At 60.8% G+C, this 23,587-nt stretch carries 25 protein-coding genes and 2 pseudogenes; 8 read left to right on the top strand and 19 right to left on the bottom strand.

The window, feature by feature from the left end:
• Positions 1–38: 38 nt before the first annotated feature.
• The 5 genes and pseudogenes from M3484_RS23580 to M3484_RS04390 form a co-directional block, all read right to left on the bottom strand.
• A pseudogene (locus M3484_RS23580) lies at positions 39–257 on the bottom strand (Fic family protein); the annotation flags it as partial.
• Between the two features lie 15 nt (positions 258–272).
• Complete coding sequence (locus tag M3484_RS04405; protein ID WP_283258280.1) at positions 273–1,127, bottom strand: Fic family protein; 855 nt, start codon at positions 1,125–1,127, stop codon at positions 273–275.
• Positions 1,128–1,311: 184 nt separating this feature from the next.
• Complete coding sequence (locus M3484_RS04400; protein ID WP_198839191.1) at positions 1,312–1,674, bottom strand: ribbon-helix-helix domain-containing protein; 363 nt, start codon at positions 1,672–1,674, stop codon at positions 1,312–1,314.
• A gap of 25 nt (positions 1,675–1,699) precedes the next feature.
• Positions 1,700–2,257: a DJ-1/PfpI family protein gene (locus tag M3484_RS04395; RefSeq protein WP_249495872.1), complete on the bottom strand. Its 558-nt coding sequence runs from the start codon at positions 2,255–2,257 to the stop codon at positions 1,700–1,702.
• A gap of 115 nt (positions 2,258–2,372) precedes the next feature.
• Positions 2,373–3,410 (bottom strand): aldo/keto reductase, encoded by a 1,038-nt coding sequence (locus M3484_RS04390; protein ID WP_249495871.1) that lies wholly within the window; start codon positions 3,408–3,410, stop codon positions 2,373–2,375.
• Between the two features lie 140 nt (positions 3,411–3,550).
• On the opposite strand from M3484_RS04390, the gene M3484_RS04385 reads away from it, so the two are divergent.
• Positions 3,551–4,486 carry an AraC family transcriptional regulator gene (locus M3484_RS04385; protein ID WP_249495870.1) on the top strand — a complete coding sequence of 312 codons (936 nt, stop codon included), beginning with the start codon at positions 3,551–3,553 and terminating at the stop codon, positions 4,484–4,486.
• A gap of 297 nt (positions 4,487–4,783) precedes the next feature.
• Here the strand turns inward: M3484_RS04385 and M3484_RS04380 are convergent, their stop codons facing one another.
• Both M3484_RS04380 and M3484_RS04375 read right to left on the bottom strand, forming a co-directional pair.
• A complete protein-coding gene (locus M3484_RS04380; protein ID WP_249495869.1) occupies positions 4,784–6,532 on the bottom strand; it encodes an AIPR family protein in 1,749 nt (582 codons plus the stop codon).
• Between the two features lie 560 nt (positions 6,533–7,092).
• A complete protein-coding gene (locus tag M3484_RS04375) occupies positions 7,093–8,103 on the bottom strand; it encodes an SDR family oxidoreductase (protein ID WP_249495868.1) in 1,011 nt (336 codons plus the stop codon).
• Positions 8,104–8,181: 78 nt separating this feature from the next.
• Here M3484_RS04375 and M3484_RS04370 point away from each other — a divergent pair, with 78 nt between their 5' ends.
• Positions 8,182–9,072 (top strand): LysR family transcriptional regulator, encoded by an 891-nt coding sequence (locus tag M3484_RS04370; RefSeq protein WP_249495867.1) that lies wholly within the window; start codon positions 8,182–8,184, stop codon positions 9,070–9,072.
• Positions 9,073–9,110: 38 nt separating this feature from the next.
• On the opposite strand, the gene M3484_RS04365 is transcribed toward M3484_RS04370, so the two are convergent.
• Positions 9,111–9,371, bottom strand: a complete 261-nt coding sequence (locus M3484_RS04365; RefSeq protein WP_249495866.1) for an MliC family protein — start codon at positions 9,369–9,371, stop codon at positions 9,111–9,113.
• A 157-nt stretch (positions 9,372–9,528) separates the two neighbouring features.
• On the bottom strand, positions 9,529–9,879 hold the full coding sequence (locus M3484_RS04360; protein ID WP_198836431.1) for a DUF1801 domain-containing protein: 351 nt from the start codon (positions 9,877–9,879) through the stop codon (positions 9,529–9,531).
• A 50-nt stretch (positions 9,880–9,929) separates the two neighbouring features.
• Between M3484_RS04360 and M3484_RS04355 the strand changes: the two are divergent.
• Together M3484_RS04355 and M3484_RS04350 are read left to right on the top strand one after the other, a co-directional pair.
• Positions 9,930–10,091 (top strand): annotated as a pseudogene (locus tag M3484_RS04355) (ClbS/DfsB family four-helix bundle protein); the annotation flags it as partial.
• Positions 10,092–10,120: 29 nt separating this feature from the next.
• Complete coding sequence (locus tag M3484_RS04350; protein WP_249495865.1) at positions 10,121–10,888, top strand: alpha/beta hydrolase family protein; 768 nt, start codon at positions 10,121–10,123, stop codon at positions 10,886–10,888.
• A gap of 19 nt (positions 10,889–10,907) precedes the next feature.
• On the opposite strand, the gene M3484_RS04345 is transcribed toward M3484_RS04350, so the two are convergent.
• Together M3484_RS04345 and M3484_RS04340 are read right to left on the bottom strand one after the other, a co-directional pair.
• Complete coding sequence (locus M3484_RS04345) at positions 10,908–11,261, bottom strand: DUF1304 domain-containing protein (RefSeq protein WP_249495864.1); 354 nt, start codon at positions 11,259–11,261, stop codon at positions 10,908–10,910.
• A 55-nt stretch (positions 11,262–11,316) separates the two neighbouring features.
• Positions 11,317–12,405: a site-specific integrase gene (locus tag M3484_RS04340; protein WP_249495863.1), complete on the bottom strand. Its 1,089-nt coding sequence runs from the start codon at positions 12,403–12,405 to the stop codon at positions 11,317–11,319.
• Positions 12,406–12,518: 113 nt separating this feature from the next.
• On the opposite strand from M3484_RS04340, the gene dusA reads away from it, so the two are divergent.
• Positions 12,519–13,502, top strand: a complete 984-nt coding sequence (gene dusA / locus M3484_RS04335) for a tRNA dihydrouridine(20/20a) synthase DusA (protein WP_283258279.1) — start codon at positions 12,519–12,521, stop codon at positions 13,500–13,502.
• 711 nt (positions 13,503–14,213) lie between these two features.
• On the opposite strand, the gene M3484_RS04330 is transcribed toward dusA, so the two are convergent.
• The 6 genes from M3484_RS04330 to M3484_RS04305 form a co-directional block, all read right to left on the bottom strand.
• The gene (locus M3484_RS04330) at positions 14,214–14,516 is read right to left on the bottom strand and encodes a DUF2218 domain-containing protein (protein ID WP_249495861.1); all 303 of its coding nucleotides are present in this window, start codon (positions 14,514–14,516) and stop codon (positions 14,214–14,216) included.
• Between the two features lie 135 nt (positions 14,517–14,651).
• The gene (locus M3484_RS04325) at positions 14,652–15,290 is read right to left on the bottom strand and encodes a hypothetical protein (RefSeq protein ID WP_216279343.1); all 639 of its coding nucleotides are present in this window, start codon (positions 15,288–15,290) and stop codon (positions 14,652–14,654) included.
• A gap of 390 nt (positions 15,291–15,680) precedes the next feature.
• Complete coding sequence (locus M3484_RS04320) at positions 15,681–15,947, bottom strand: hypothetical protein (protein WP_249495860.1); 267 nt, start codon at positions 15,945–15,947, stop codon at positions 15,681–15,683.
• Positions 15,948–16,226: 279 nt separating this feature from the next.
• Positions 16,227–16,658 carry a hypothetical protein gene (locus M3484_RS04315; protein WP_249495859.1) on the bottom strand — a complete coding sequence of 144 codons (432 nt, stop codon included), beginning with the start codon at positions 16,656–16,658 and terminating at the stop codon, positions 16,227–16,229.
• A gap of 223 nt (positions 16,659–16,881) precedes the next feature.
• Complete coding sequence (gene metG, locus M3484_RS04310) at positions 16,882–18,600, bottom strand: methionine--tRNA ligase (protein ID WP_249495858.1); 1,719 nt, start codon at positions 18,598–18,600, stop codon at positions 16,882–16,884.
• Positions 18,601–18,842: 242 nt separating this feature from the next.
• Positions 18,843–19,592 carry an SDR family NAD(P)-dependent oxidoreductase gene (locus M3484_RS04305; protein ID WP_249495857.1) on the bottom strand — a complete coding sequence of 250 codons (750 nt, stop codon included), beginning with the start codon at positions 19,590–19,592 and terminating at the stop codon, positions 18,843–18,845.
• 330 nt (positions 19,593–19,922) lie between these two features.
• Between M3484_RS04305 and M3484_RS04300 the strand changes: the two genes are divergently transcribed.
• From M3484_RS04300 to M3484_RS04290, 3 genes are all read left to right on the top strand, one after another.
• Positions 19,923–20,963: an aldo/keto reductase gene (locus M3484_RS04300; protein ID WP_249495856.1), complete on the top strand. Its 1,041-nt coding sequence runs from the start codon at positions 19,923–19,925 to the stop codon at positions 20,961–20,963.
• Positions 20,964–21,058: 95 nt separating this feature from the next.
• The gene (locus tag M3484_RS04295) at positions 21,059–21,643 is read left to right on the top strand and encodes a hypothetical protein (protein ID WP_249495855.1); all 585 of its coding nucleotides are present in this window, start codon (positions 21,059–21,061) and stop codon (positions 21,641–21,643) included.
• Positions 21,631–22,167 (top strand): lipocalin/fatty acid-binding family protein, encoded by a 537-nt coding sequence (locus M3484_RS04290; RefSeq protein WP_249495854.1) that lies wholly within the window; start codon positions 21,631–21,633, stop codon positions 22,165–22,167. The genes M3484_RS04295 and M3484_RS04290 overlap by 13 nt, the downstream gene beginning before the upstream one ends.
• A gap of 81 nt (positions 22,168–22,248) precedes the next feature.
• Here M3484_RS04290 and M3484_RS04285 read toward each other — a convergent pair whose 3' ends face one another.
• On the bottom strand, positions 22,249–22,881 hold the full coding sequence (locus M3484_RS04285; protein WP_249495853.1) for an NUDIX hydrolase: 633 nt from the start codon (positions 22,879–22,881) through the stop codon (positions 22,249–22,251).
• Positions 22,853–23,335: a DUF983 domain-containing protein gene (locus M3484_RS04280; RefSeq protein WP_249495852.1), complete on the bottom strand. Its 483-nt coding sequence runs from the start codon at positions 23,333–23,335 to the stop codon at positions 22,853–22,855. Before M3484_RS04280 ends, M3484_RS04285 begins: the two co-directional genes overlap by 29 nt.
• Between the last annotated feature and the right edge of the window lie 252 nt (positions 23,336–23,587).

Raw genomic sequence — 23,587 nt, 5'->3', positions numbered from 1 at the left:
ACGCGTGGATTGCCGCCGCGACGAAATGCAGGGTCGGATTATCGCTGCGGCTCTGACAGCAAGGCCAGCAATGCAGGATTGATATAGAGGTTCTCGCGCCCGATCTTCTCCTCTCCGAGCAGCCCTTCAGCAACCATTGCTTTGAGGTAGACTGCGGCTGTCTGCCGTTTGGCGACGCCGGAATCGACCAGATCGCTGATCCGGCAATAGGGGTTCACAAAGATCAGCTCGACCAGTTCCCGTGAATAGATCTTCGGCTGGCTCTGGCGAAGCTATGCCGCCGTCTGTTCCAGAAGGTCGCGGATCGCCCTGATACGGCCCGTTGTCCACTCCGCCGTCGCGCGGACGGCCTCGAGCATGAACAGTAGCCACTGCTCCCAGGCACCCTGGGTGGTGACCTCCAGAAGGTACCGATAGTATTGGACCTTGTTCAGGATGATGTGACGGCTGAGGTACAGCACCGGGATATCCAGAAGCCCCTTGTCGACCAGATAGAGCAGGTTCAGCACTCGCCCGGTACGACCATTACCGTCGATGAAGGGATGGATCGCCTCGAACTGATAGTGCATCACGGCCAAGCGGATCAGCGGGTCGATCTCTCTGGCCTCGTGGATGTAGCTTTCCCAGTTGGCGAGCGTGGTGCGCAGCAGGTCTTCGCCCTCGGGCGGGGTGTAGATTGCGGTGCCGGAGGTGTCGTTCATCAGGGCGGTGCCGGGTGTATTACGGATGTCGAGCGCAACCCCCTTGATCGTGCGCCCGCTCTCGACTGCGATGGCTGTCGAGAGCGGGCGCTGCTTGAGTATGCCGAACCCCCGGTGCAAGGCAGTGCGATAGCGTAATGCCTCCTTGGTCGCAGGGTCGGCCTGTCCGCCGATATCATTGGCAAAGCGGAACAGGCGGTCGGTGGTCGTAACGATGTTCTCGATCTCCGAACTCGCCTGCGCTTCAAGCAGCGGGATCGAGTTGATGAGTACGGCCTGATTGGGGATGATTTGGCCGGACACCCGCAGTTCCGCCAATGCTGCAAGCGCCTCGATACAAGCTTTCAGAACTGCTCTTGTCTCGATGTCCTGTTTTGGTGGAAGCGCGGGGAGGTCATTGAAGGGACGGTCGGGGCGGAAGGTCATGTCGATCACCTGAGATCTGATCGACATACAAAGCTGATGTGTCGACGCTATCGACAGGTTAAATATACATGTCGATTAGACGTTCTTATATCGACACATTGGGGATTTTGCAGGTTGGGAGATCATGTCCGGCCCCCAACTCGCCCAAGTATCGACGCCTGGTGCTTTCGGATCAAGAGCCCCTTCAGTTCACCCGCAGGTTCCGGCGGGCGGTTTCGCGGGCCAAGATTTCGCGCGCCGGATGCTCGGCTATCGGGACCGAAAGGTCCGTCGAGATCTCACCCGCCGCGATCAGTGCATGATAGCGGTTGCAGCAGACCCTCAGGAATGAGGTGAAATTGCCGAGGTCGTGATCGGCATCCATTGCCTCATGCCAGAGTCGGGTAATGAGTTGCGCGACGGTCATCCCGTCGCGCGCACCGATCTCGGTCAGGGTGTCCCAGAAATGGTTCTCGATCCGGATCGATGTGGCGACCCCGTCGATGCGCAAGCTATGCGTTCGGCTCTGCCATTGTTCGGCATCGGCCTTGATGAAGAGTTCGCACATCGCAGGGCCTCCCTTCCCGTTGATGTCAGAGGATCGCCATGAACTGTTTCAGCCAGGCGGGATGCGCAGGCCAGGCGGGCGCTGTCACCAGATTGCCATCGGTCACAGCCTCTGTCACCGCAATATCGGCGAAAGTCCCGCCCGAGGCGGTGACCTCATAGGCGCAGGCAGGATAGGCCGAGCAGGTGCGGCCTTTGAGAACCCCGGCGGCGGCCAGCAACTGCGCGCCGTGGCAGATTGCCGCGACGGGTTTTCCGGCGTCGAAGAAATGCCGGACCTTGGCCAGAACCTCCGGGTTCAGCCGCAGATATTCCGGTGCCCGGCCACCGGGTACCACCAGCGCGTCATAGCTGGCGGCATCCACGCCATCGAAATCGGCGTTCAGCGCGAAATTGTGGCCCGGTTTTTCGGAATAGGTCTGGTCGCCCTCGAAATCATGGATCGCGGTCTTGACTGTATCGCCCGCCTTCTTGCCGGGGCAGACGGCATCGACGCTGTGGTCGCAGGCCAGCAGCGTCTGGAACGGGACCATGGTCTCATAGTCTTCGGTGAAATCGCCGGTGATCATCAGGATCTTCGCCATCTCGCATCCTCCCTTGGCTCGCGGTGCAGAAAGGATAGGGCAGGGGGCGGCGGGGCGGGTGTTAACGGAATACTACAGCGCCCCGCCACAGATGCGGCGGGGCGTTGCGCGGGGATCAGCCTTTTTGCGGGGCGAAGGGTGCCCGGTATTGCGATTGGCGCTCCAGCATCCAGCCCGGATATTCGGGCGGCAGTTTCGTCACGCGGTCGAGCGCGGCCAGATCCTCGGCGGTCAGCGCCACCTCGGTCGAACGGATATTGTCTTGCAACTGTTCGATCCGCTTGGCACCGACGATCACGCTGGTCACCACTGGCTGGTGCAGCAGCCAGGCGAGGGCTATTTGCGCCACCGTGCAGTCCTTGGCTGAGGCGATATCGCGCATCACCTCGATGGCGGCATCGCCGCGCGCCAGATCGACAGGTGGGAAGTTGAAGCTCGCCCGCCGGCCGTCATTCGCCATCGTTCCGCCGTTGTACTTGCCCGAGAGGAAGCCCCCGGCCAGCGGGCTCCAGACCATCAGGCCAAGGCCCTCGGAGCGCAGCATCGGAACGATCTCGCGTTCCAGATCGCGGCCCACCAGAGTGTAATAGGCCTGAAGTGACAGGATCGGTGCCAGCTTCCGCGCCTCGGCGATGCCGATGGCCCTGACGATCTGCCACGCCGCCCAGTTCGACAGCCCAATGTAGCGCACATGGCCTTGCCGGACGAGCGTGTCGAGCGCCTCCAGCGTCTCGGCAATCGGCGTCACCGGATCGAAGCCATGGATCTGGTAGAGGTCGATATGGTCCATCTGTAACCGCGAAAGGCTGGCCTTGGCCTGCGCCATAATATGCGCGCGAGAGGCGCCGCGGGCGTTCGGCCCGTCGCCCATTGGTCCCAGCACCTTGGTTGCAATCACCACATCGTCGCGCGGGATGCCGAGATTGCGGATCGACTGGCCGAGGATCCGCTCGCTCTCGCCGCCGGCATAGACATTGGCGGTGTCGATGAAATTGATGCCAGCGTCAAACGCGGCCCTGACCAGTATGTCGGCCTCATCCTGCTGCAACTGGCCGATCTGTCCCCACATGCCGTCCGATCCGCCAAAGGTCATGGTTCCGAGGCAGAGTTCCGAGACCAGAAGGCCGCTCGGGCCGAGAGTGCGATACCGCATGGGCAGTTCCTTTCGCAGTGTGGGGCAGGGCCGGGAGCAGCGCTGCCGGTGCAGGGTGAAGATAGCGCTGTCCCATGCGGACCGGCGACGCGGATCCTCGCATATTCTTGCACGATCCTCTCATTCGGGTGGAATTCGGGATGCGTGCTGCCATGCTGCCGACTACATTGCAGGGCATGGAAACCAATGACCTCTTGCCGTTCAAGGACCTGATTGACCGCCAATGGCGCGCGCATGGCCGGGAAACCCCGGTCGATGGCCTGCTGCTGACCTCGGTCACGGCACCGACTGGCCCAATCCACGCTGTCTACCGCCCCTCGCTGTGCGTTGTGGTGCAGGGCGCCAAGACCAGCATGCTCGGCGATCGGGCCTATCGCTATGATGAGGGGAAATGCCTGATCGCGTCGATGGAGGTGCCGATCCGGGCCGAGATCACCCGTGCGACGCCGGAACGTCCCTATCTGGCCTTCAGTCTCGCGCTGGATCCCGCGACGATCTCCGACCTGCTGCTGGAGTTGGGGGGAGCAGAGGAAGCGCCCGCCGCGGCGGCGCTGGCGGTTCATGCCCTTGATCCGGAGCTTGTCGATCCGCTCTGCCGCCTGCTGACCCTCTGCGCCCGGCCGCGTGACATTGAAATCCTTGCGCCGATGATCCGACGCGAGATCACCTGGCTCTTGCTGAACGGACCGATGGGACCTGCGCTTCGCCAGATCGGGTTGGCTGGCAGTCATATGGCGCGGATCGGTCGGGCCGTCGCCTGCATCCGCGAGAGCTTTGCGGATCAGTTGAACGTGCGGGACCTGGCCGATATCGCGGGGATGAGCCCCGCCACGTTCCACCGCCACTTCAAGGCCGTGACGGCGATGACGCCGGTTCAATACCAAAAGCAGTTGCGTCTGCAGGAGGCGCGGCGCCTGCTGCTTGCTGACGGCGCCGATGTCGCGCGGATTGGCTATGCCATCGGGTATGAAAGCCCGTCGCAGTTCAGCCGCGAGTATCGCCGCCTGTTTGGATCGTCCCCCGGGCGGGACGGGCAGGAGATCCGTAGAAGCTTGATTCCGCGAGTTGATGTGTGAGGCGTGTACGCAAATCAAGGGCGGAAAGCGGACTGTCGCAGGTGCGGCATCATATAGGCCGAGGACGAGATAGCAGCCATTCGCCGAGCCTGTCTTGCGCTATGCCGTCGGGCGTGAATTGGCCCCAAGCCTGCCACTCAAATATAATGATTTTTTCTCGGTGCTGGCGGTATGAAGCCGCTTTGCACTTATTGAATGAAATACCTACCTATTGATGCGGAGGCAGATCTTACGAACAGCTTCATCTATGATGGATTGGTGGAGCAGGCGGCTCCATCCGCCTGCTTCTTGCTCGTTTTATTTGTGCTTCACGTCGACGGAGGAAGCAAATTTATCAAAGGTCGGCTTATGTATCTCTTTCAATGAATCTATCACCCCAACAAAATTTGGAACAGACTTTCCCACTGCGTCATTCGAGATGCGGCTTCGAGAGAATGCACTGTCCAGCTGGCCGGAAAGAGACATGATAAGATCAAATATGGGGAGCCACTCTTTTGTGGCATCACTAGGTGAAATATTCTTCTTGAAGTGTATATCGAACTTATTGGGAATAGCTTTTCCCAAGATTGTTTCCATGCACTGAGAAGCGACCCACAGCACAAGATATGCAGATCCTTTCTTATTCAGGAATTTGATCGATCTTTCTTCAACCTCCGTCAGTCCTGCATTTCTTTGCTTCTGTTGTAATTCCAACTTCCTTGAATTAACAAGTGAGAGTAGGGAGTAGCAAAAGACTATATGACGAGCTGACGTTCGATCTGTGAATATGTGCCTATAGTATTTCTCGTTAGTCCATAGTTCAGATTTTTTGTCATACGCAGTTACTGGGTCACCATGAAATGCCGCCAATGCCTGCCCTACAGTGTAGGATGGCAATGTGTATTTGCTTCTTTTAATTACGTCGCTCGCACCGCCTCGCCTTCCGCCTTCGTATTCTGCATTCGGAACGGCCTTAAATTCATGCCGCAGTCGGTCTTGGATAGGGTCATTGCTTCGGAAATCTGCCGCTTGAATTTTATTCTGAGTGTTATTGAACTGAACGACATGCGAGACGATTGCATCCGTTTTCGCTTTCACAAACCGTATAGGAACTTGGAGGTCAGAGCTAACATCGTCGCTAAGACTAGATATTGATCCAGTAGTTTGCGCGCCGTTGACGATTGAAATTCCCTCAATCGTAAGCTTTTTGCCGGATTTCGTTTTTCTTCCTAGGGAATAGCCCAAAACGATGGCAGTGATTCCATTGTTGTAAACGTAAAAATTCTCGGGCTCAGTGTCTGCAGTCTCCTTGATTCCATTGTTGATATTGGAATCACTTTGCCTAGACCCCAAATATCCGCGGAGGTTTGCGGAAAATAAATCCGTGGTATGCTTCTTATACAAACGTCGAAGCCAGGCGCCCTTCACGACCGTAGACAATGCGCTCCATTCGTCACTGTGAATCTCAAATGCGTCTGGGACGTAGGTCTCAATTTTATCTGTTACAATGATCGTGCGTTCGGCTTGATTATACAGTTTTTCCAGCGTATCCCGACAAACTTCTTCTGAAAAAACGGATATATCATCGCCGCCCTGGATGTGCTTGAGTGCCTTTCTTGCAGATGCCTCTACACCAATGAGCTCATTTTTGACATTCTTGGAAGCCGGGCAATTGTGGACATACCAGATATGAAGCTGCCTGATCTCACCCTCTTGGATTGCTGAACGCAACTCATCTGCTCTGCCGCGCAAGCCTTCAGGCAAGTGATCCATGTCGGTATTTAGAAGCCACGTGATGGCGGTATTAAGGTCAGATGCCTTATTTGCAGGAGCTGCCACTTTGATGGCATTGGCCAGGTAGCATTGAGCAATTACGGCAACCTGTTTTTCCTTGTCAACATAGAGGATATCGCATTTTTTATCGTCGCCACCGCCCGTTATAGCCTCACTGGCAATGGCTTGAAAATCATCCAATCCGAATTTTAGGTTAATTGCAAACACGCCAATTGAATCTCTGCTGAGATCGTTGTCTTCCTTCAGCTGATTGAACGGTTTTTCCCAGTTCATTATGTCTCCCTTGCCATTCATGAGCAATTTACTTTCACACCATTAGGTGTAAGTGCGGGATGATTACCCCTCAGATGAGGGAGGCGACATGATCCGCACCCGGAATAACACGAAAATGTAGTGTTTTATGTGTGTTGGTCAACAGGCGATGTGAGCTTTATGAGACGAGTATTGGAATAGGGGGTAGCGCAGCTTCACTGTTGCCTAATGTCGAAGTGTCGCGCCCCCCTGGCGCGATTGGCCAGGTGCTGCGCGATCTAGGTCCGCTTCGCCCCGATCAGTGACAATCGCTCCAGATTTGTTGCAAAACGCAACATCCGTCCGCTTTGGGTAAGCTACACCGCTGAATGAGCGGTGCTCGACCGGCGGCTAAGGGCCGTTCTTCACGACCGCAGGGTCTCCTCCGGATAATGACAACTCATCTTGCGATGACAAGCACAGAGCCCAGCAGTTCGTCGATAGAGTTCGCGTACTGCCGCCGTGGGGGGCATCAAATAGGTTCGCGTTGTCCGACAGCATCACCGGAGGCTTCACGCGCCAGATCAATTTCATCTAAAGCGTCACACCATGCCCTGCTTTTTGAACCATGCCACTTCGTCGCGGATCGTCTCGGCGATTGGGCGGAAGGTCAGGCCAAGCTCGTCGCGTGATTTCGCTGGATTGAAACGCGTGCGCTCGGCTTCGGCCCGCATGGTGCGCACGGTGGCAAGGCTCAGAAGTGCCGGGCGCCCGGTGATCCGGGCGACCAGTTCCTGCAATGCCGCAATGGGCCACAGGATCGCGACCGGAATCTTGCGCTTCGGTGCGGGAACCCCGGTGACCTGCTGGTAGATTTGTACTAAATCCGGCATGGCGATATGGTGTCCGGCGGCGAGATAGTGCTCGCCCCTTCGTGCTTTCTCGGCTGCAGCGGCCATGGCGAAGGCCACATCCCGCGCATCGACGAATGAGAATGTTCCGGGTGGAATCCCGGGCAGCGCCCGTTTCAGATAATCCAGCGTGAACTGCCCCGCCGCCGTCGGCCCCAGATCACCGGGGCCATGCATCCAGCCCGGCATGACGAAGGCCGCAAACATCTCGGGGTGGCTGCGCAGGAAATCCTGCACAACAGCATCGGACTGTATCTTGCTACGGTAGTAGTCATCGGCATCCCGCGGGTCGCGGGTCATGCTCTCATTGATCAGCGCGCCGCGCGGACCGTTCACCACGGCGATGGAGCTGGTATGGATGAGCCGGCGCACACCTGTCGCATATGAGGCGGCGATCAGCTCGGCCGTCGCATCGACATTGATCCGTTTCAACATCGCCCAATGCTTGCCGCCGCCATAGCTCTCGCGGAAATAGGCAGCGGTGTGAAAGACCACATCGCAGCCCGTGAGCGCCGGCGCAAAACCCGCAACATCCTGCATATCGCCCTCTATGATCGTCAGCCCGGGGATTTCGCCGAACTGCGCCCTTGCCTTTGCCTGCGATCGGGCCAGCGCCCGCACCACCAGGCCGCGCTCCAGCAAGAGCCGCACGAGGTTGTTGCCCAGAAGCCCGGTCGCGCCGGTGACGAAGACGGTGTGCATGTCGATTATCCTGCCCGGCGCGGAATGCGCCTGTTGCCCTGTAGATAGCGCGGCAGGGCTTTGCGCAGAACGTGCACCATGGCAAAACGGCTTTGCCTGAGTGCAAAGCGAGGTGACGAGATGAACTGGGATGATCTGCGCCTTTTGCTGGCGGTAGCGCGGCGCGGCAGTTTCCTGCGCGCGGGCGAAGCGCTCGGGATGGCGGCCTCGACGCTCTCGCGCCGGATCACTCAGCTCGAGGCCGGGATCGGCGCGGCGCTGGTCGAGCGGGGGGCGGATGGCACCAGGCTGACCGCGCGTGGCGCAGCCCTGGTCCAGGCGGCGCAGGATTTTGAAACTGCGCTGGTGCCGACACCGGAAACCACCGGCCTTTCTGGTCGCGTCAGGGTCACCGCAGGCGAGGGCTTCATCGGCCCCGTCACCGATGCGGCGGTGGAATTCACGACACGGCATCCTGGATGCACGGTGGATTTCACCGTCACACCCGATTTGGTGAAACTGTCGCAGGGTGCCTCGGATATCGCCATCCGCACGCTGCATATGGGCGAGCCCTCGCTGATCTACACGCGCTTGCCCGACGTGGCGTTTGGCATATTTGCCATGCCGGATCTGGCATCCCCGCTTGGCAATGCACCCGAGAGCCTGCCAATGATCGGGTTGTTGCCGCCACAAGACCAGCTTCCACATGTGAAAGCCGCGCGGGCCGCCGGATTCGGCAACATCCGCATCCGGGTGTCTTCATTTGCGGCTCAACTCGAGGCGGTCCGGCGTGGCCATGGCGCCGCAGTCTTGCCCCGGGTTCTGGCAACCGGGCTAGCCGAGCCATTCCCCGATCTGTCACTGCCCGGGTTGGAGGTCTTTCTTGTCACACGGCCACAAGCCCTGCGGCAGCCTCAGATCAGAGCATTCCTGGACTTGCTGAAGGTGCGGATGCTGGGCTCAGGCGCAGCCGGACTGCCTGATGCGTGAAAAGCACACTTCCGCGTCCTGTGCCGCTGCCCGGCTCCTTAGTGGTATTCCGGAAAATCCTTTGAAACGCAGCCCTTTAGGCTGCCTTCCTCCAGCTCATTCTCAAGCGTGGCGTTTTCGCCCTTCGACCACCAGATATACGGGCCCGAAGCATAGCGTGCGCCCGACCCTGAAACGACATTGACGAAGATGCGCTCCTCACCATCGACAAGCACAAATGCCAGCGCATTGGCCCCGGCATTGAGATATTGCACCTGGAAGGGCTCTCCCCCGGCGCAGCTATAGGTTACGGTTTTCACTGTGCTGGTCGCTCAGGCTTACAACGGGATCGACAAGGACACCTCGGCAAAGGCCGAACCGGAGATCATTTCAGCACCAAAACCCAGGATAAGGGTACGCATGGAGAAAGCCCCTTATTTTCATCGAGCATAATGCGCCGTCTTGCCTGCCTGCAAATCACGAACGGCTGTGAACGGCGGCGGCAGTGATATAGGCGGCCACCTGCTTTGTCTTGATGTCTGCTTCGCTTTCCAGCCGGATATGACGGCGCAGCTTGCCCTTGCCCTCAAGCATCAGGAAGGGATCCGAAAGTGTATGACCTTCGCTGAACTCGACAGTCACATGGGATTTATAGGCGAAGACACCGCAGAAATTACGCGACGTGGCGAACAGAATACCGCCATACTTGAAGTCCTCGGTAACGCCCGGTCCCGCCGCCAGCGCCAGCTGACGCAGTGCGCTGACAATCGGGTAAAGCTCAGATCCCTGCAGGCGCAGGTCCTCCAGATATTGCGCGATCCTGTCCATCTGGTCCTTCCCTGATCGGGGCCGCAGCCCTTTCGGGTCAACCATCCGCATTGTCGACCTGTTTGCAATCAGCCAAAGCGCGGCTGTCAGAGACGATCACCGCCCGCTCCGATGCCGAGCTTTGTGGCAAGCCGTGGTATGGAAAATGGACGAAGGGCCGGATGATCCAGGTTAATACCTTATCCCATTACACCAAGGTACGCGGCCGGATCCACCGCTGGCTGCACAAACAGGGCCAATTATGTCGCGCCTCTATAGTATCACAAAGACTTTCGTTCCCTCCCGCGAGGCGGGCGCAGAGCTGGAACTCGTCATCGCAACCCCACCCGGCGCGGGCCGCTTTCCGGCAATGGTCTTCAACCATGGATCGACCGGACGCGGGCTGAATGAGGCGGTCTTCCGGCGCACGATCAGCCCTGCCGTCGTCGCCGGATATTTCGCGCAGCGCGGCTGGATGACAATCTTCCCTCAGCGGCGCGGAAGAGGGAAATCAGGCGGCGTCTATGGCGAAGGGCTGGCACCGGAGGGGGGCTATTCGTGTCACTCGGCAATTGCATTGGCCGGTTTTGAGCGCGCGGTCGAAGATATCGACGATGTGATGACTTATCTGCCCGCGCTGGCAGGCGTCGACATGACCCGTCTGGCCATCGGCGGAGTGTCGCGGGGCGGGATCCTCGCCATCGCCTTTGCGGGTATGCGACCGGGGTTGTTCAGGGCGGCGGTCAATTTCAATGGTGGCTGGCTCGGGCAAGCCTGCCCGGGCTATGAGACGCTTAACCCGCACCTCTTCCGTCGCGGGGCAACCGCAGGTGTTTCCACACTTTGGCTCCACGGCAGCAATGACCCATATTACAGCATCGCCCATTGCGTGAAAAACCATGCGCAGTTTCTGGAGGCGGGCGGCCTGGGCCAGTTTGTCGCTCTGCGCGCGGGTCACGGGCTGATGTTCAAGCCGGCACTCTGGGCCGCCCATATGGACGAATATCTCGACGCTCAGGTCCCGTTCTGAGCGCCTTCGCCGCTATGTCTCATATTCCCGCCAGAAGTGTGCCAAGCGCCAGCAGCGCGGGCAACGTCTGGATGAACAAGATCTTGCTCGTCGCGGTCGCCGCACCGAAAATCCCTGCAACTGCCACACAGATCAGAAAGAACAGTTTGAAAGCCATTCCGGCCGGCCCCATCACAAGGCCCGTGATAAGCCCCGCCGCCAGAAACCCGTTGTAAAGGCCCTGATTGGCGGCCATCACTTTAGTCTTTGCCGCGAGGTCTTCGGTCAGATTGAACGCGCGCCGGGCCCTTGGTGTGGTCCAAAGAAACATCTCGATGACCAAGATGTAGAAGTGAAGCGCCGCAATCGCAGCGATCAGAATGTTGGCGATCATGGACGAACCTCCTTCAGTTTCGGTGTTTCCGACGTATCCCGGTAGCTCGCCCCTATCACTCGGCTGCGAAGGTGTGGGCGGGGTAGGGCGCTCGCGCAGAAACAAGACCGTGCAGAGCTTCAGGACGAATATGGGTGTATCGACGTAGCATCTTCCAATCCTTGTGCCCTGTCACCAGAGCAACTTGTTCGATGGAAAGACCAAACTCAAACAATCTGCTTGTGCCCTCATGTCGCAGGTCATGAAAGTGCAGGTCTTCGACCTCGACCTCGGCGCATGCGCGACGGAACGCTGTTCCTACGGATCGGGAATTGTACGGGAAAATCGGTCCTTTCGGGGTCCCAAGGTGCTTGGCTTGTTCCATTGCCAAGGCCCATGCGTCGAACCCAGTCGCAGCAAACAGAGGTATCCTTTGATCATTGCCAGTTTTTTTCCGAGGATCTTTACGGTCGCGGATCACCAACATACGCCGCCCTATGTCCAGATCATTCCAATCAACCCGACAAATTTCGTCGAGACGGAGCGCGGTCGCGATGGCAAACTGTACGATGCGGGACATTGGCATCGTCAAACGTGCGTTATCATCAAAGCAACGGAAAAGGCGGTTGAGTTCAGCCGTTGTCGGTCGGCGATCTCTCTCGACGCCCTTACCTATCAGACCGAGCCGCTTGAGCGCCACGCGGGCGAGATCGACGGGTTCAGCTGAAATCTCCAGCCCGTGAACAGCGGCAGCATGGGTAAGGATCATCTTGATCACGCCGATGTCGATGCCGAGGGTTACAGGGCCGGCACCCTGATCCGCGCGCTTGCGCCCATACTCGATCAGCTTGTGTCGATCGAGGTGAGCTACCTTCTCCTTGCCGAGGTCGCGCTTGAGTGTCGCAAGGGTAGCTTCCTTGCTGCGGCGGGGTGGTTTCCCTACCGCACACATATCAGCTATATGAAGGTCAATCAGGTCACCGAAGGTGTGCAGACGAGAGATGGACGATCTGTTGGGGGGAAGCCCCTGATCGACGAGTGTCTCAGCTTGCCGGGCCCATTTCAGCGCGTCCTCCCGACGCAGGAAAGTCTCGCTCGCGTAGCGGCCTTTCCGTCTGATCTGGACCCGGTATGCGCCGGATGGAAGCTTGGAGATCGAGGCCATTTTCGTGTGCGCTCTGTGTGCAATGAGTCGTCGTAAAGGGGGAAATTCGGGGATATCAGGGCGTAACCTGGCGTAGGGGCAAACTGGGTCAACGGATTGAAGATACTATAAAAATGCATAAAAATCAATCGTATAGAATATCCGTGGCCCCTATGATGGATTGGACGGACAGAAATTGTCGTTATTTTCACAGGATCATGAGCCGACGCGCCATGCTCTATACCGAGATGGTGACTGCGCCTGCGATCCTTCACGGGCCCAAAGCGCGGCTGCTGGATTTTTCCGGCGAAGAGCATCCGGTGGCGTTGCAGCTTGGCGGGTCTGACCCGCGTGAACTGGGCGAGGCTGTGCGGATCGCGCGCCCCTGGGGCTATGATGAGGTGAACCTGAATTGCGGCTGCCCTTCCGACCGGGTGCAGTCGGGCTGTTTCGGCGCAGTGCTGATGAAGGATCCCGATCTCGTCGCGGAATGTGTGACCGCGATGCAGGCCGAGGCAGATGTGCCGGTGACGGTAAAATGCCGGATCGGGGTCGATGATCAGGACGAAGAGGCGGTGCTGCCTGCCTTTATCGAGCGCCTCGCGAGGGTCGGGATCACGCATTTCATCATCCATGCGCGCAAGGCCTGGTTGCAGGGTCTCTCGCCGAAAGAGAACCGCGAAATTCCGCCGCTGAACTATGACCTTGTCTTGCGGATGAAGGCCCGGTTCCCGGAACTGACCATCTGCCTCAACGGAGGTGTTGCCGATCTCGCGACCGCCAGAACCCTGCTTGATCAGGGGCTTGACGGGGTGATGGTCGGTCGGGCGGCGTACCACGATCCCGGCCATGTGCTGATCGGGGCGGATGATCTCTGGGGCGAAGAGCGGACGCTGTCGCGCGACGGGGTGGTGCGGCAGATGCTTCCCTATATCGACGCCCATATCGCTGATGGCGGGCGGCTGCATCAGGTCACCCGCCATATGCTGGGGCTGTTTCACGGACTGCCCGGCGCGCGGGGCTGGCGTCAGGTTCTGTCAACGAAAGCGAGCCGTGAGGGCGCAGGCGTTGATGTCGTGCTGGAGGCTCTGGAGCAGTTCACGCGGCTGCCTGCGTGACAGACCTTCGACCGAGCCGGGCGCAGGCCTGCCTGGCGGCTGATTTAATCCCATGCTGAGAATGTTGTTCTTAGTCGTGATCCGACATCGGCCTGTTCATCTGGCCTGGCTGGCGGGTTACCGCCCTGGACCGTGATCCGGTTATCCGGCTGTTTCGTGCAAATATGCGGCATCTGGGCCAGTTCCTCGGGCGGTCCGCCAACAAGGGTAGGATGGTACCCTAACCTGGCGCCTTCCCGCCCCGGACCGGATCGTCCGGACCCTGTTCTGTGATCTGCGCGACCGCATCGCGGTTGCCCTGATTGGTGAAAATGGCTGCGCCCATTATGACCCTCTTGCCTCAGGCGCGCCAAAAGGCGCCTGCGACACCTTGGCGTGCACCGGCCCAGTCAAATCTGCCCACGATCATGGGGTCTGATCGAGGCCGCGACTTAGGGAAGCAACCTTCGGCGCAGGCATGACGGCCATATAACTGACTGTCCGTCACAGCGCCCCAGATCGTGCGCGGCGCTTTTGTAACCAGACCCGAACCCCGTCAGCAGGCGGACCCTCACAAACCGCCAGGATCAAATCCTGCGCCATGGTCTTTTAAACCAGTGAAACGATCATGGCCTGGTTCTGCCACTCCATGCCGACCGGAAACCTTTTTGGCCTGCAGGTGCAGCGTGGCTTTGCCGAAAGGCGCGTCCGCCTGCAGGTCGCGGCCCCGTTTCAGGCAGGGGCCGTCTCGTCCAGCGTCCAGGCAAAGCCGGAAAAGCCGTCGCGGAAGGCAAAGACCACCAGATGTTTGTCGACAATATAGCGCGCTTCGATGATGCCGCGCACATCTTCGGCCGAGACCTTCACCGAAAGGCCGCTGGCATCGGCCTCCATCTCGAGCGGTCCCGGGCCGAGCGTGGCCCGCCCGTGATGCGCGTCCACTTCGACCTCGATCTTATGGGCGAAATGCCGGAACAGTTGTTGCATATATTTCGAGCCATTCGGAGTCTCGAAACGCGCCGATGATGTCAACATCGCTGGATCCTTCGCTTTTGTCCTTCCGGATCTAAGAGCGGAATCTCCGCCGGGCAAGACCGGGTTTACGCTCAGCCCGGGTGCACGAGTGTGCAAATTCGCACTGACGTGCGACAGGTTGCGACAGTTGTGCGATCAATGCACGAGACGCAGATGCCGTGCCGCAGGGGGATGGGTCGGGCGATGGGCCGGTCGTTGCGAGGGGGCCAGTGAGGGTCTCAGTGAGGGTCGCTGCGAGGCGGTGCCGGCGGCAACAGGGGCAGGGTTCAGGCCCTCTGCCTGGGTGGCAGATTTTGCGGCGGCCTTTGCGGCGGCAGTATTTTCCGCATCCTCTGCCGGGAAACGCGCCGCGAAAGACAGGGCCACCTGGATCAGCAGCGGATCCATTCGGCCGCCGGTGACTTCCAGCACCGGGCCGCGCGCGAGATCGGCGCGGTCGCGGCGCATTGCGTGCAGCATGAGGCAAAAGGCGGCCTCTTCGGGCGTCACCTGATCGCGGCAGGAAATGCAGAGCGGGTTGGCGTAATGGAAATCCTCGTCCCGGGCCTGGCGCAGCGCCTGAATCACCGCAAGCAGCCCATGCGCGATCTGCGGGCCCCGCGCCTGGCCCCAGCGTTCGGCGGCAATCGTATAGGCGCTCTGCCAGGCCTGGCTTTCGGGCCGCGCGAAGGCGGTCATGAAATGACGGGTGACGGCGAGCATCCCGGTCTCGAAAGCATCGAGCCCCAGCGAGGCAAGCGGCAAGGCATCGGCATCGGCGAGATGTTCAGGCATCGGGGCAGGTGGCTCCGGTCGGGGGCCGTTTCGCAAGGTGCAGTCCCGGCTTATGCGGGTCCTGTGCGGAAACGGTCGCTGTTTCGGTAAACTGGGGCGGGCGTGGGAGAGCAGACAAGTCGCAGATCGTAAAGTCAGGATGACATCGGGCGGCGCGCCCGGACATATCTGGCGAAAAGCTGGACATGCATTTCCTATTAAAATACTCGGAATTGATCAAGTTGAATGTTTGCTATCTTTTCAGGGGCTTGCTACGGGGGCGTGTTCACTTCCTCGCGAGGCAGTGCTGCGAGAAATCAGAAAAACGCCCGGCGCGGAAAGCTCCGGGCCGGGCGATTGAACTGGTTTATCGATTTGGCCATCCGGCAAACTGACCAGCCACCTGGTCTGTCAGTCCCGGATCCCATAGGCAGAACGGTCGGAAGGGACTGGGGTGAACCCGGCCCGCAGGAGCTGCGGCTGATCAGACGCAGCGCCCCCGGAGAACATGGCACCGGAGAACATGCCCCCTTCTGCCATCACCGGTTGGGACCCGCCGAGGAGGCCGCGCGGCGCGATCACGAGCATCATGGCGGAGCCATAGGCGAGCGCAAAAACGATTGCCGCCAGAACCGGCCCCCGTGTCAGAGCGTGTCGCTTCCGGGAAATGTCGTTCATATGTTTCTCCCTCTGGCAGTTTCGGGAAGCGGAACGAGCAGTGGCGACAGTCTGCCATGGAACGGGAGGCCTGTGGTTCTCAGTTTTTGCCCCGGGACAGAACTATTTCCCTTCATGTTTAAATTTCAGGAAATATTTGCTATACATCTGGCGAATTTTTCGCAATCGCAGGAATTTCTTCGCATCTGCAGCATTGCGGAGTCCGGGGGCCGCGAGATAAAGAAGCCTGCCGGATTGCTCCGGCAGGGGTGTGCTGATCAGGATATGCCTGTGCTCTGATCAGTAGCAGACATACCAGTATTCGCAGTAGCCATACCAGTCGCACCAGTATTCCCAGTAACACATGGCACGGTTCTGGGTTTCGGCGGCATCGCGCAGGCTGTCGGCTTTGGCGATGATCAGCGGGTCATCCTTGGCCAGGGCTACGGCCTCATCCAGCACCTTGCCCAGATCGACCGGCGTGCCGCCGGTTTCAATCGTGGTGCCGGCCGTCACGTCGAGCATCATCTTGACGCCCGCGATCATCGCCAGCGCATCACCTTTGGAACGACCATAATTGATCATCGCATTGGCGGTTTGCAGGGTGGAGCCCTTTTCAGCCTGTTCGGCGGGTTTCATCGCAGGCGGGGCGGCGGGGATCTCGGCGGTTACAGGAACGCCGGAAGCAGTTACGGCGGCGGCAAAAGCCAGAAGCGTAATAAAGCGTTTCATGTGTTTCTCCGGTTCCGGAAGGGCGCGGTGCCTTCCGGGTGAAATTGGGATGTGCTGTCTCGCCCAGGATTTCGGGACCGGCACGTGCCGAGATTGCTGGATCCCTGTGAACCCGGCAAATGAATTACATCGTCATGAAATGGTGACAGGGCGGATTTTCCCTGTCAGGAATGGCCCGGGCGCAGGTTACCTGCCGCGCCCGGTGCCGGAAAAGGTGGCGGCTTCAGCTGCGGATGCCGGCAAAGCGCTGTTGCCAGTCGGCGCGCTCTTCATCGGTGATCTTGCGGAAGAGGTTTTCGGGCACGGTGAAGGCGCTGCCCGCGACCACGCCGGCCATGGCATCGGCAACATCCTCGGGCCAGGCCCAGTCCTCGCGGCCAAGCGACGCCATCATCGCCGCCGCGGCATCCGGGATGAAGGGGCGCGAGAGCACCGCGTAAAGCCGGATCAGGTTGAAGCCGAAGCGCACGATAGCCTGGGCGGCTTCGGGGTCGGTTTTCACCACCGACCAGGGCGCGGCGGATTGCAGATATTCATTGCCGGCAACCCAGATCGCGCGCAGCTCGGCCGCCGCCTTGCGCACTTCGATCGCATCCATCAGCCGTTCATATTCGCGGATCCGTGTGCTCAGATCGGCGATCAGCGCCGCCTCCTGCGGGCCATAGGCGCCGCCTGCCGGCACATCATCGCCGAATTTCGACCGCGCGAATTTGGTGATGCGGGAGACGAAATTCCCCAGCACATCGGCGAGATCCTTGTTCACCGAGACCTGGAAATTCTCCCATGTGAATTCGGAATCCGCACTTTCGGGGGCATGGGACAGCAGCCACCAGCGCCAGTAATCCGAGGGCAGGATCGAGAGCGCCTGATCCATGAACACACCGCGCCCGCGCGAGGTCGAGAACTGGCCGCCGTCATAATTCAGGTAATTGAAGGATTTGAGGTAATCCACGAGCTTCCACGGCTCGTTTGACCCAATGATCGTTGCCGGGAAGGACAGCGTGTGGAAGGGGACGTTATCCTTGCCCATGAACTGGTAATAGGTGACGTCAGAGGCGCCTTTATCGGTGCGCCACCAGCGTTCCCAGTCAGCGGCCGGACGGCCATTCGCATCCGCCCATTCGGCAGTGCAGGCGATATATTCGATGGGCGCGTCGAACCAGACATAGAAGACTTTGCCTTCCATCCCCGGCCAGGGCTGGTCCCCCTTTTTCACCGGGATGCCCCATTTCAGGTCGCGGGTGATGCCGCGATCCTGCAGGCCATCGCCATCGTGCAGCCATTTCTTCGCAATCGACGTGGTCAGGACTGGCCAGTCTTTCTTGCCGTCGATCCAGGCCTCGATATTGCCCTTCAGCGCCGACTGGCGCAGGTAGAGATGTTTGGTCTCGCGCAGCTCGAGATTGGTCGAGCCGGAGATGGTCGAATGCGGATTGATCAGATCGGTCGGGTCAAGCTGCTTGGTGCAATTGTCGCATTGATCGCCGCGCGCGCTCTCAAACCCGCAATTGGGGCAGGTGCCCTCGATATAGCGGTCGGGCAGGAAACGGCCATCATCGATGGAATAGAACTGCTTTTCCGTGACTTCGCGGATCAGCCCGTTATCGGCCAGAACCCCGGCGAAATGCTGGGTCAGACGGTGGTTTTCCGGGCTGGAGGAGCGCCCGAAATGGTCAAAGCTCAGCCGGAAGCCTTTTGCCAGATCGGCCTGGACGAGATGCATCTCGCGGCAATAATCCTCGACCGGCTTACCGGCCTTTGCAGCTGCAAGCTCTGCGGGGGTGCCATGCTCATCGGTCGCGCAGATGAACATCACCTCATTGCCGCGGCCGCGCATATAACGGGCAAACAGATCCGCAGGCAGCTGCGAACCAACAAGGTTCCCCAGATGCTTGATCCCGTTGATATAAGGAATTGCAGAGGTGATGAGAATGCGGGCCATGAAGACGCCTTTCGACCGGTTCGGATCCGGGGTTTAACGCGGGGCGCCGCCAAGGGCCAGAGCTTTGCGAAAAACCGCCCCCTCCGGGCCGGGCTGCCCCCCGGGGACCGCCTGTCATGACCGGGGCAGGGCCGGATCATCGCTCTGGGCGGGGCAGGGCTTTCACCTGTCCGGAAATATCCCGGGGGAGGCTCCGCCAAAGGCGGGGCCTGAGAGGTATCGAAGGGCAGTGCCCCCCTCTTTTACGGCGCGCAATAACCCCCATCGACCAGGTGATAGCTTCCGGTAACAAAGCTCGCCTGGTCCGAGAGCAGGAACAGGGCCAGCGACGAGACCTCGTCTGCGCGCCCCAGCCTGCCGACAGGATGTTTCGAGATCAGCCAGTCGCGGGTCTCCTTGTCGAAGCCCGAAAGCAGCGGCGTGTCGATAAAGGCGGGGCCGACCGCGTTCACCCGGATGCCCTTGCCGCCATATTCCATCGCGGCGGTTTTCGTCAGGCCCAGCACGGCATGTTTCGCCGCGACATAGGCCGCAGATCCGGCAAAGCCCTGACTGCCGAGGATCGAGGCCATATTGACCACCGCACCGCCGCCTGCGCGCTCCATTGCGGGCAGGCCAAAACGCAGGCCGTAGAAAACCGCGTTCAGATTGACGGCGATCACCCGGTCCCAGCCATCCAGCGGATAGGCGCCTGTCGGGACCGAGGGGCCGCCGATCCCGGCATTGTTGACCAGAAGATGCAGCCCGCCATGCTGTTCGGCCAGCGCGATCTGGGCCTCCACCACCGCAGGATCCGCAACATCGCCGTAAGCCGCAACCGCCGCGCCCCCTGCGGCGATGATCTTTGCAACCGTCTTTTGCGCTGCATCCTCGGTCAGATCCGACACGACCACGACAGCACCGGAGGCGGCCAGATCCAGCGCGACCGCCTCACCGATCCCCGATCCGGCCCCGGTTACCAGTGCCGTTTTTCCGTCAAACCTGATTTCCATATTCAGGGCTCCTCTGTGTCCGGGATGGGCTCAGGGTACAGTCTGGGCCTTCCGGGGCGTCCCTGCCTTGATCTGGCGCAAACCGTCCCTGCGGAAGGGGATGTACTGATGTGAAATCCGGGTCGCAGGGGGCGGAGTTCCGGGCATTGCCGCAGACAGCGATACCGCAGGATCAGCCGCCGATCACCGACCTGCGATTTCAGACGGGCCATGCCGGGTGCTGGTTTGGCGGCCTTTTGCACAACCCTGGCTCTCATGCGCCGGCCTGTCCGGGCGGCCTTGCCTCCTGCCTCCGGTGCCCGCAGTCTCGCCCGCAAAAGGAGCTCTGCCATGAAAATGATTCCCCTCGGTCGTTCCGGCCTGACCGTCTCAGAGCTCTGCCTCGGCACCATGACCTGGGGCAGCCAGAATACCGAGGCCGAGGGCCATGTCCAGGCCGATCTGGCGCTGGATCGCGGCATCACCTTCTGGGACACCGCCGAGATGTATCCGGTCAACCCGGTCCGGGCCGAAACCGTGGGCGTCAGCGAAGAGATCGTGGGTTCCTGGATCAAAGCGCGGGGCGGGCGCGACCGGCTGGTGATTGCCACCAAGATCACCGGGACCGGCCAGCATGTCCGCCCCGGCCAGCCGATTACCGGCACCAGCCTGAGAGAGGCGGCAGAGGCCTCGCTCCGGCGGCTGAACACCGATTATATCGACCTTTATCAGCTGCACTGGCCCAATCGCGGCAGCTACCATTTCCGCCAGAACTGGAGCTATGCGCCGACCGGCATCGACCGCACCGCCGAGACCGCCGCGATGACCGATATCCTGACCGCCGCGCAAAGCCTGATCGCCGAGGGCAAGATCCGCGCCATCGGGCTCTCGAACGAGACCGTCTGGGGCACGGCGCGCTGGCTGCATCTGGCCGACACGCTGGGCCTGCCGCGCATGGTCAGCGCGCAGAACGAATATTCGCTTCTGTGCCGCCAGTTCGACACCGATCATGCCGAGCTTTCCCTGATCGAGGATCTGCCGCTTCTGGCCTATTCGACGCTGGCGGCGGGGCTTTTGTCTGGGAAATATGCCGGCGATGTGACCCCCTCTGACAGCCGCCGGGCGCGGGTCCCGGATCTGGGTGGCCGCATCACGCCGCAGGTCTTTCCGGCGGTGGCGGCCTGCCTTGCGGTGGCGGCGGATCACGGGCTCGATCCGGTTCAGATGGCGATTGCCTTTTGCCGCACGCGGCCCTTCACCACGATCCCGATCATCGGGGCGACCAGGCTTGCCGATCTCACGACCTGCATCGGCGCGGCGGGGCTGAATTTGTCGCCCGAGGTGCTGGACGATCTGAACGAGGTCTATCGCCTGCATCCGCGCCCGTTCTGAGCCGGTGCGGGGCGCTTCGCGCTTGCCCGCCTGGCCGTTTCGGGGCAGTCTCGCGCGATAATGATAAACACGGGCAAGAGCGGCGGAACAGCCGGATGACAGGTATCGGGTATCGGTTTTCGACATTGGCCGGGGCGGTTGCGCTTGCGCTGACGCTTGGCGGCTGCCTGCCGGGATTCGAGAAATCCGGCGCGGGCAAGGCGGGTGCGGAAAAAACCGCGACGACGGTTATCACTGGCGACGCGATCGAAACCACAGCGCTTGGGCCCCCCGGCGCTGCTGTCGGCGCGCCGGTGGCAAAGACGGCACCCGCCGCGGCCGCAGTCGCGACTTCCGGCAATGCCCCGGCTGAAGCCGCCGCTGCTGCAGCGCCCGCGCCGCCCGAAACGGTCCCGCCCGAAGTTGCCCCGCCCGAAGCTGCGCCGGTCGAGACCAACCCTTTCACCGCCGAGGCCCGCCTGACCTGTGAAAAGGCCGGGGGCAACTGGGCCAAAACCGGGTCCGGCTTCAACAGTTGTGTCTGGAGCACCAAAGATTCCGGCAAGCGCTGTACGGCGTCGACGCAATGCGAGGGGCAATGCCTCGCGCGGTCGGGCACCTGCGCGCCGTTCACGCCGCTGTTTGGCTGCAGTGAGATCCTCGATGACAGTGGCCGGAGAATGACCGAATGCCTGCAATGACGCGTCTGATCCGCCTTGTGCTTGCCGGGGCGGGGCTTGCCCTTGCCCTCCAGGCCTGCTCCCCCCGCGAGCCTGAAACCGTCGGCCGCACGGTGTTTCGCAACTCTGGCGCCGGGATCTGGTCCGCGGCCGCCTTCCAGCCCGCCCGGATCACAGGCGACTGGCGGCAGGCCGCCGCCTTTACAAGGGGCGCGGCCCAGAGCTGCGCACCCGGCGGCGCTGTCTTCAGCCAGACAGCTTCCGGCCAACTTTCCGTCAAAGCCCGGCTCTGCCTCGACGGGCGCGAGATCACCGCTTCCGGCCCCGTGACCGTGACCGGCCCCGGCAGATTCACTGTGCCCGGAATGGGAGAATGGTGGGTGATCTGGGTCGACAGCGGCTACCGCACCCTCGCCATCGCGACGCCAAGGGGCGAATTCGGCTTTGTGCTTGACCGGGGCCGCATCGGCCCAGACCGCTTGCGCGCCGCCGCCGAGATCTTCGATTTCAACGGCTATCCGAAAGACCGGCTGAAGCCCTTCTGACCGGGTCTTTCCGGCAATGCCGCCTGCTCATGACGAAGACAATCCCGCCGGAGGCATCAGCCCCCGGCGAGAAACCCGTCCCTACAGAATCCGCCGAAACGCCGGCCGCGCGCCGGAATTGTCGAAAAACGGCACGCCGGGCTGATCGCCACCGCGCAGAAGATTGCTGATCTCGGCCAGAACCACTTCGGTGACAAAGGGCAGATCGAGCCGCCTTGCCTCATCAAGCCCCAGCCAGGCCAGATGCGACAGCTCATCCGAGGCCTGCGAGAAATCATCCGGGTCGCCGTCCAGCCCGGCCGCATCGGCAAGGAAAAACCGCGCATCAAAACGGCGCGGCCGCCCGGGCGGCGTGATGGCGCGAAACACATAGCGCAGCTTCGCCGTCCCCGGCTGATAGCCGAGCCCGGTCTCTTCGCGCAGCTCGCGCAGGGCGGCCGTGACCAGCCGGCCAGGCGCTGCCCCGCCGGGCACACCCGGGCTGATCTGCGCCAGCCTTGCGGCGCAATCCGCCGTCAGCGCCGTGACCCCGGCATCCTCATCCGTTGCATCCAGCCCACCGCCCGGAAAGACGAATTTCGACGGCATGAAGACCGCTTTCGCGCCGCGCTGACCCATAAGGATCCGCGCCTCACCGCCTTCGCGCCGGGTGAGGATCACCGTGGCCGCGTCGCGGATCTGTGGCTCATCCACGCTCATTACCCCCAAAGCCATGCATCCTCCGCGACCATTGCAATCCGACAAATGCCCCCTTGATCCGGGGCAGCAAAAACAGCGACATCGCCACACTCGCCACCGACAAAAGCGCAGCGGTAATAAGCGGATCGGGCGTCCATCTGATATAGATCGCAAGCATCAGCGGCCCGATGATATGGCCCACGATCAGGATCGTCACATAGGCCGGCCCGTCATCGGCGCGCTGGTGAAACAGCGCCTCATTACAGACCGGACAGTGATCGCGCACCTTGAGAAAGCCCTGAAACAGCGGCCCCGCGCCACAGGACGGGCAGCGGCGGCGCCAGCCGCGCAACATGGCCGGGCGCAAAGGCCGTTCTCCGGCATCCTGGTCTGGCGCTGTCTGCTCTGCTGTGCCTCCGGCTTCTTTGTCAGCCCGCCCTTCCGCCAGCAGATCATAGCCGGAAGCGGTTTTCAGATTGCTGCTCTGCATGCCGCGTCTTCTGCCTCTTCGATTCTCGTCCCTGCCGTCAGATTAGGCAGTTTGAAACCTGTTTCACAGGGATGTTTAGTCGCATCCCGCGCCGGCGCAGGTCCCTGATCGGGAATGCTCTGGCGGTGGCGGGCGCGATTTATCCGCAATGCCGCGACGGAAGCGCAGATCCGTGTCGTTATAAAGCTGTCAGACAATACGGGAAGGGCCGGTTTCGGACAGGCTATATCGGATAGCGGGCTGCTTCGCGGG

Source organism: Pseudomonas sp. GX19020 (genome assembly GCF_023371075.1).
Taxonomy (GTDB): Bacteria; Pseudomonadota; Alphaproteobacteria; order Rhodobacterales; family Rhodobacteraceae; genus Pseudogemmobacter.
The sequence above is the reverse complement of the archived record's forward strand: the minus strand, read 5'-3'. Positions and strand labels throughout refer to the sequence as shown.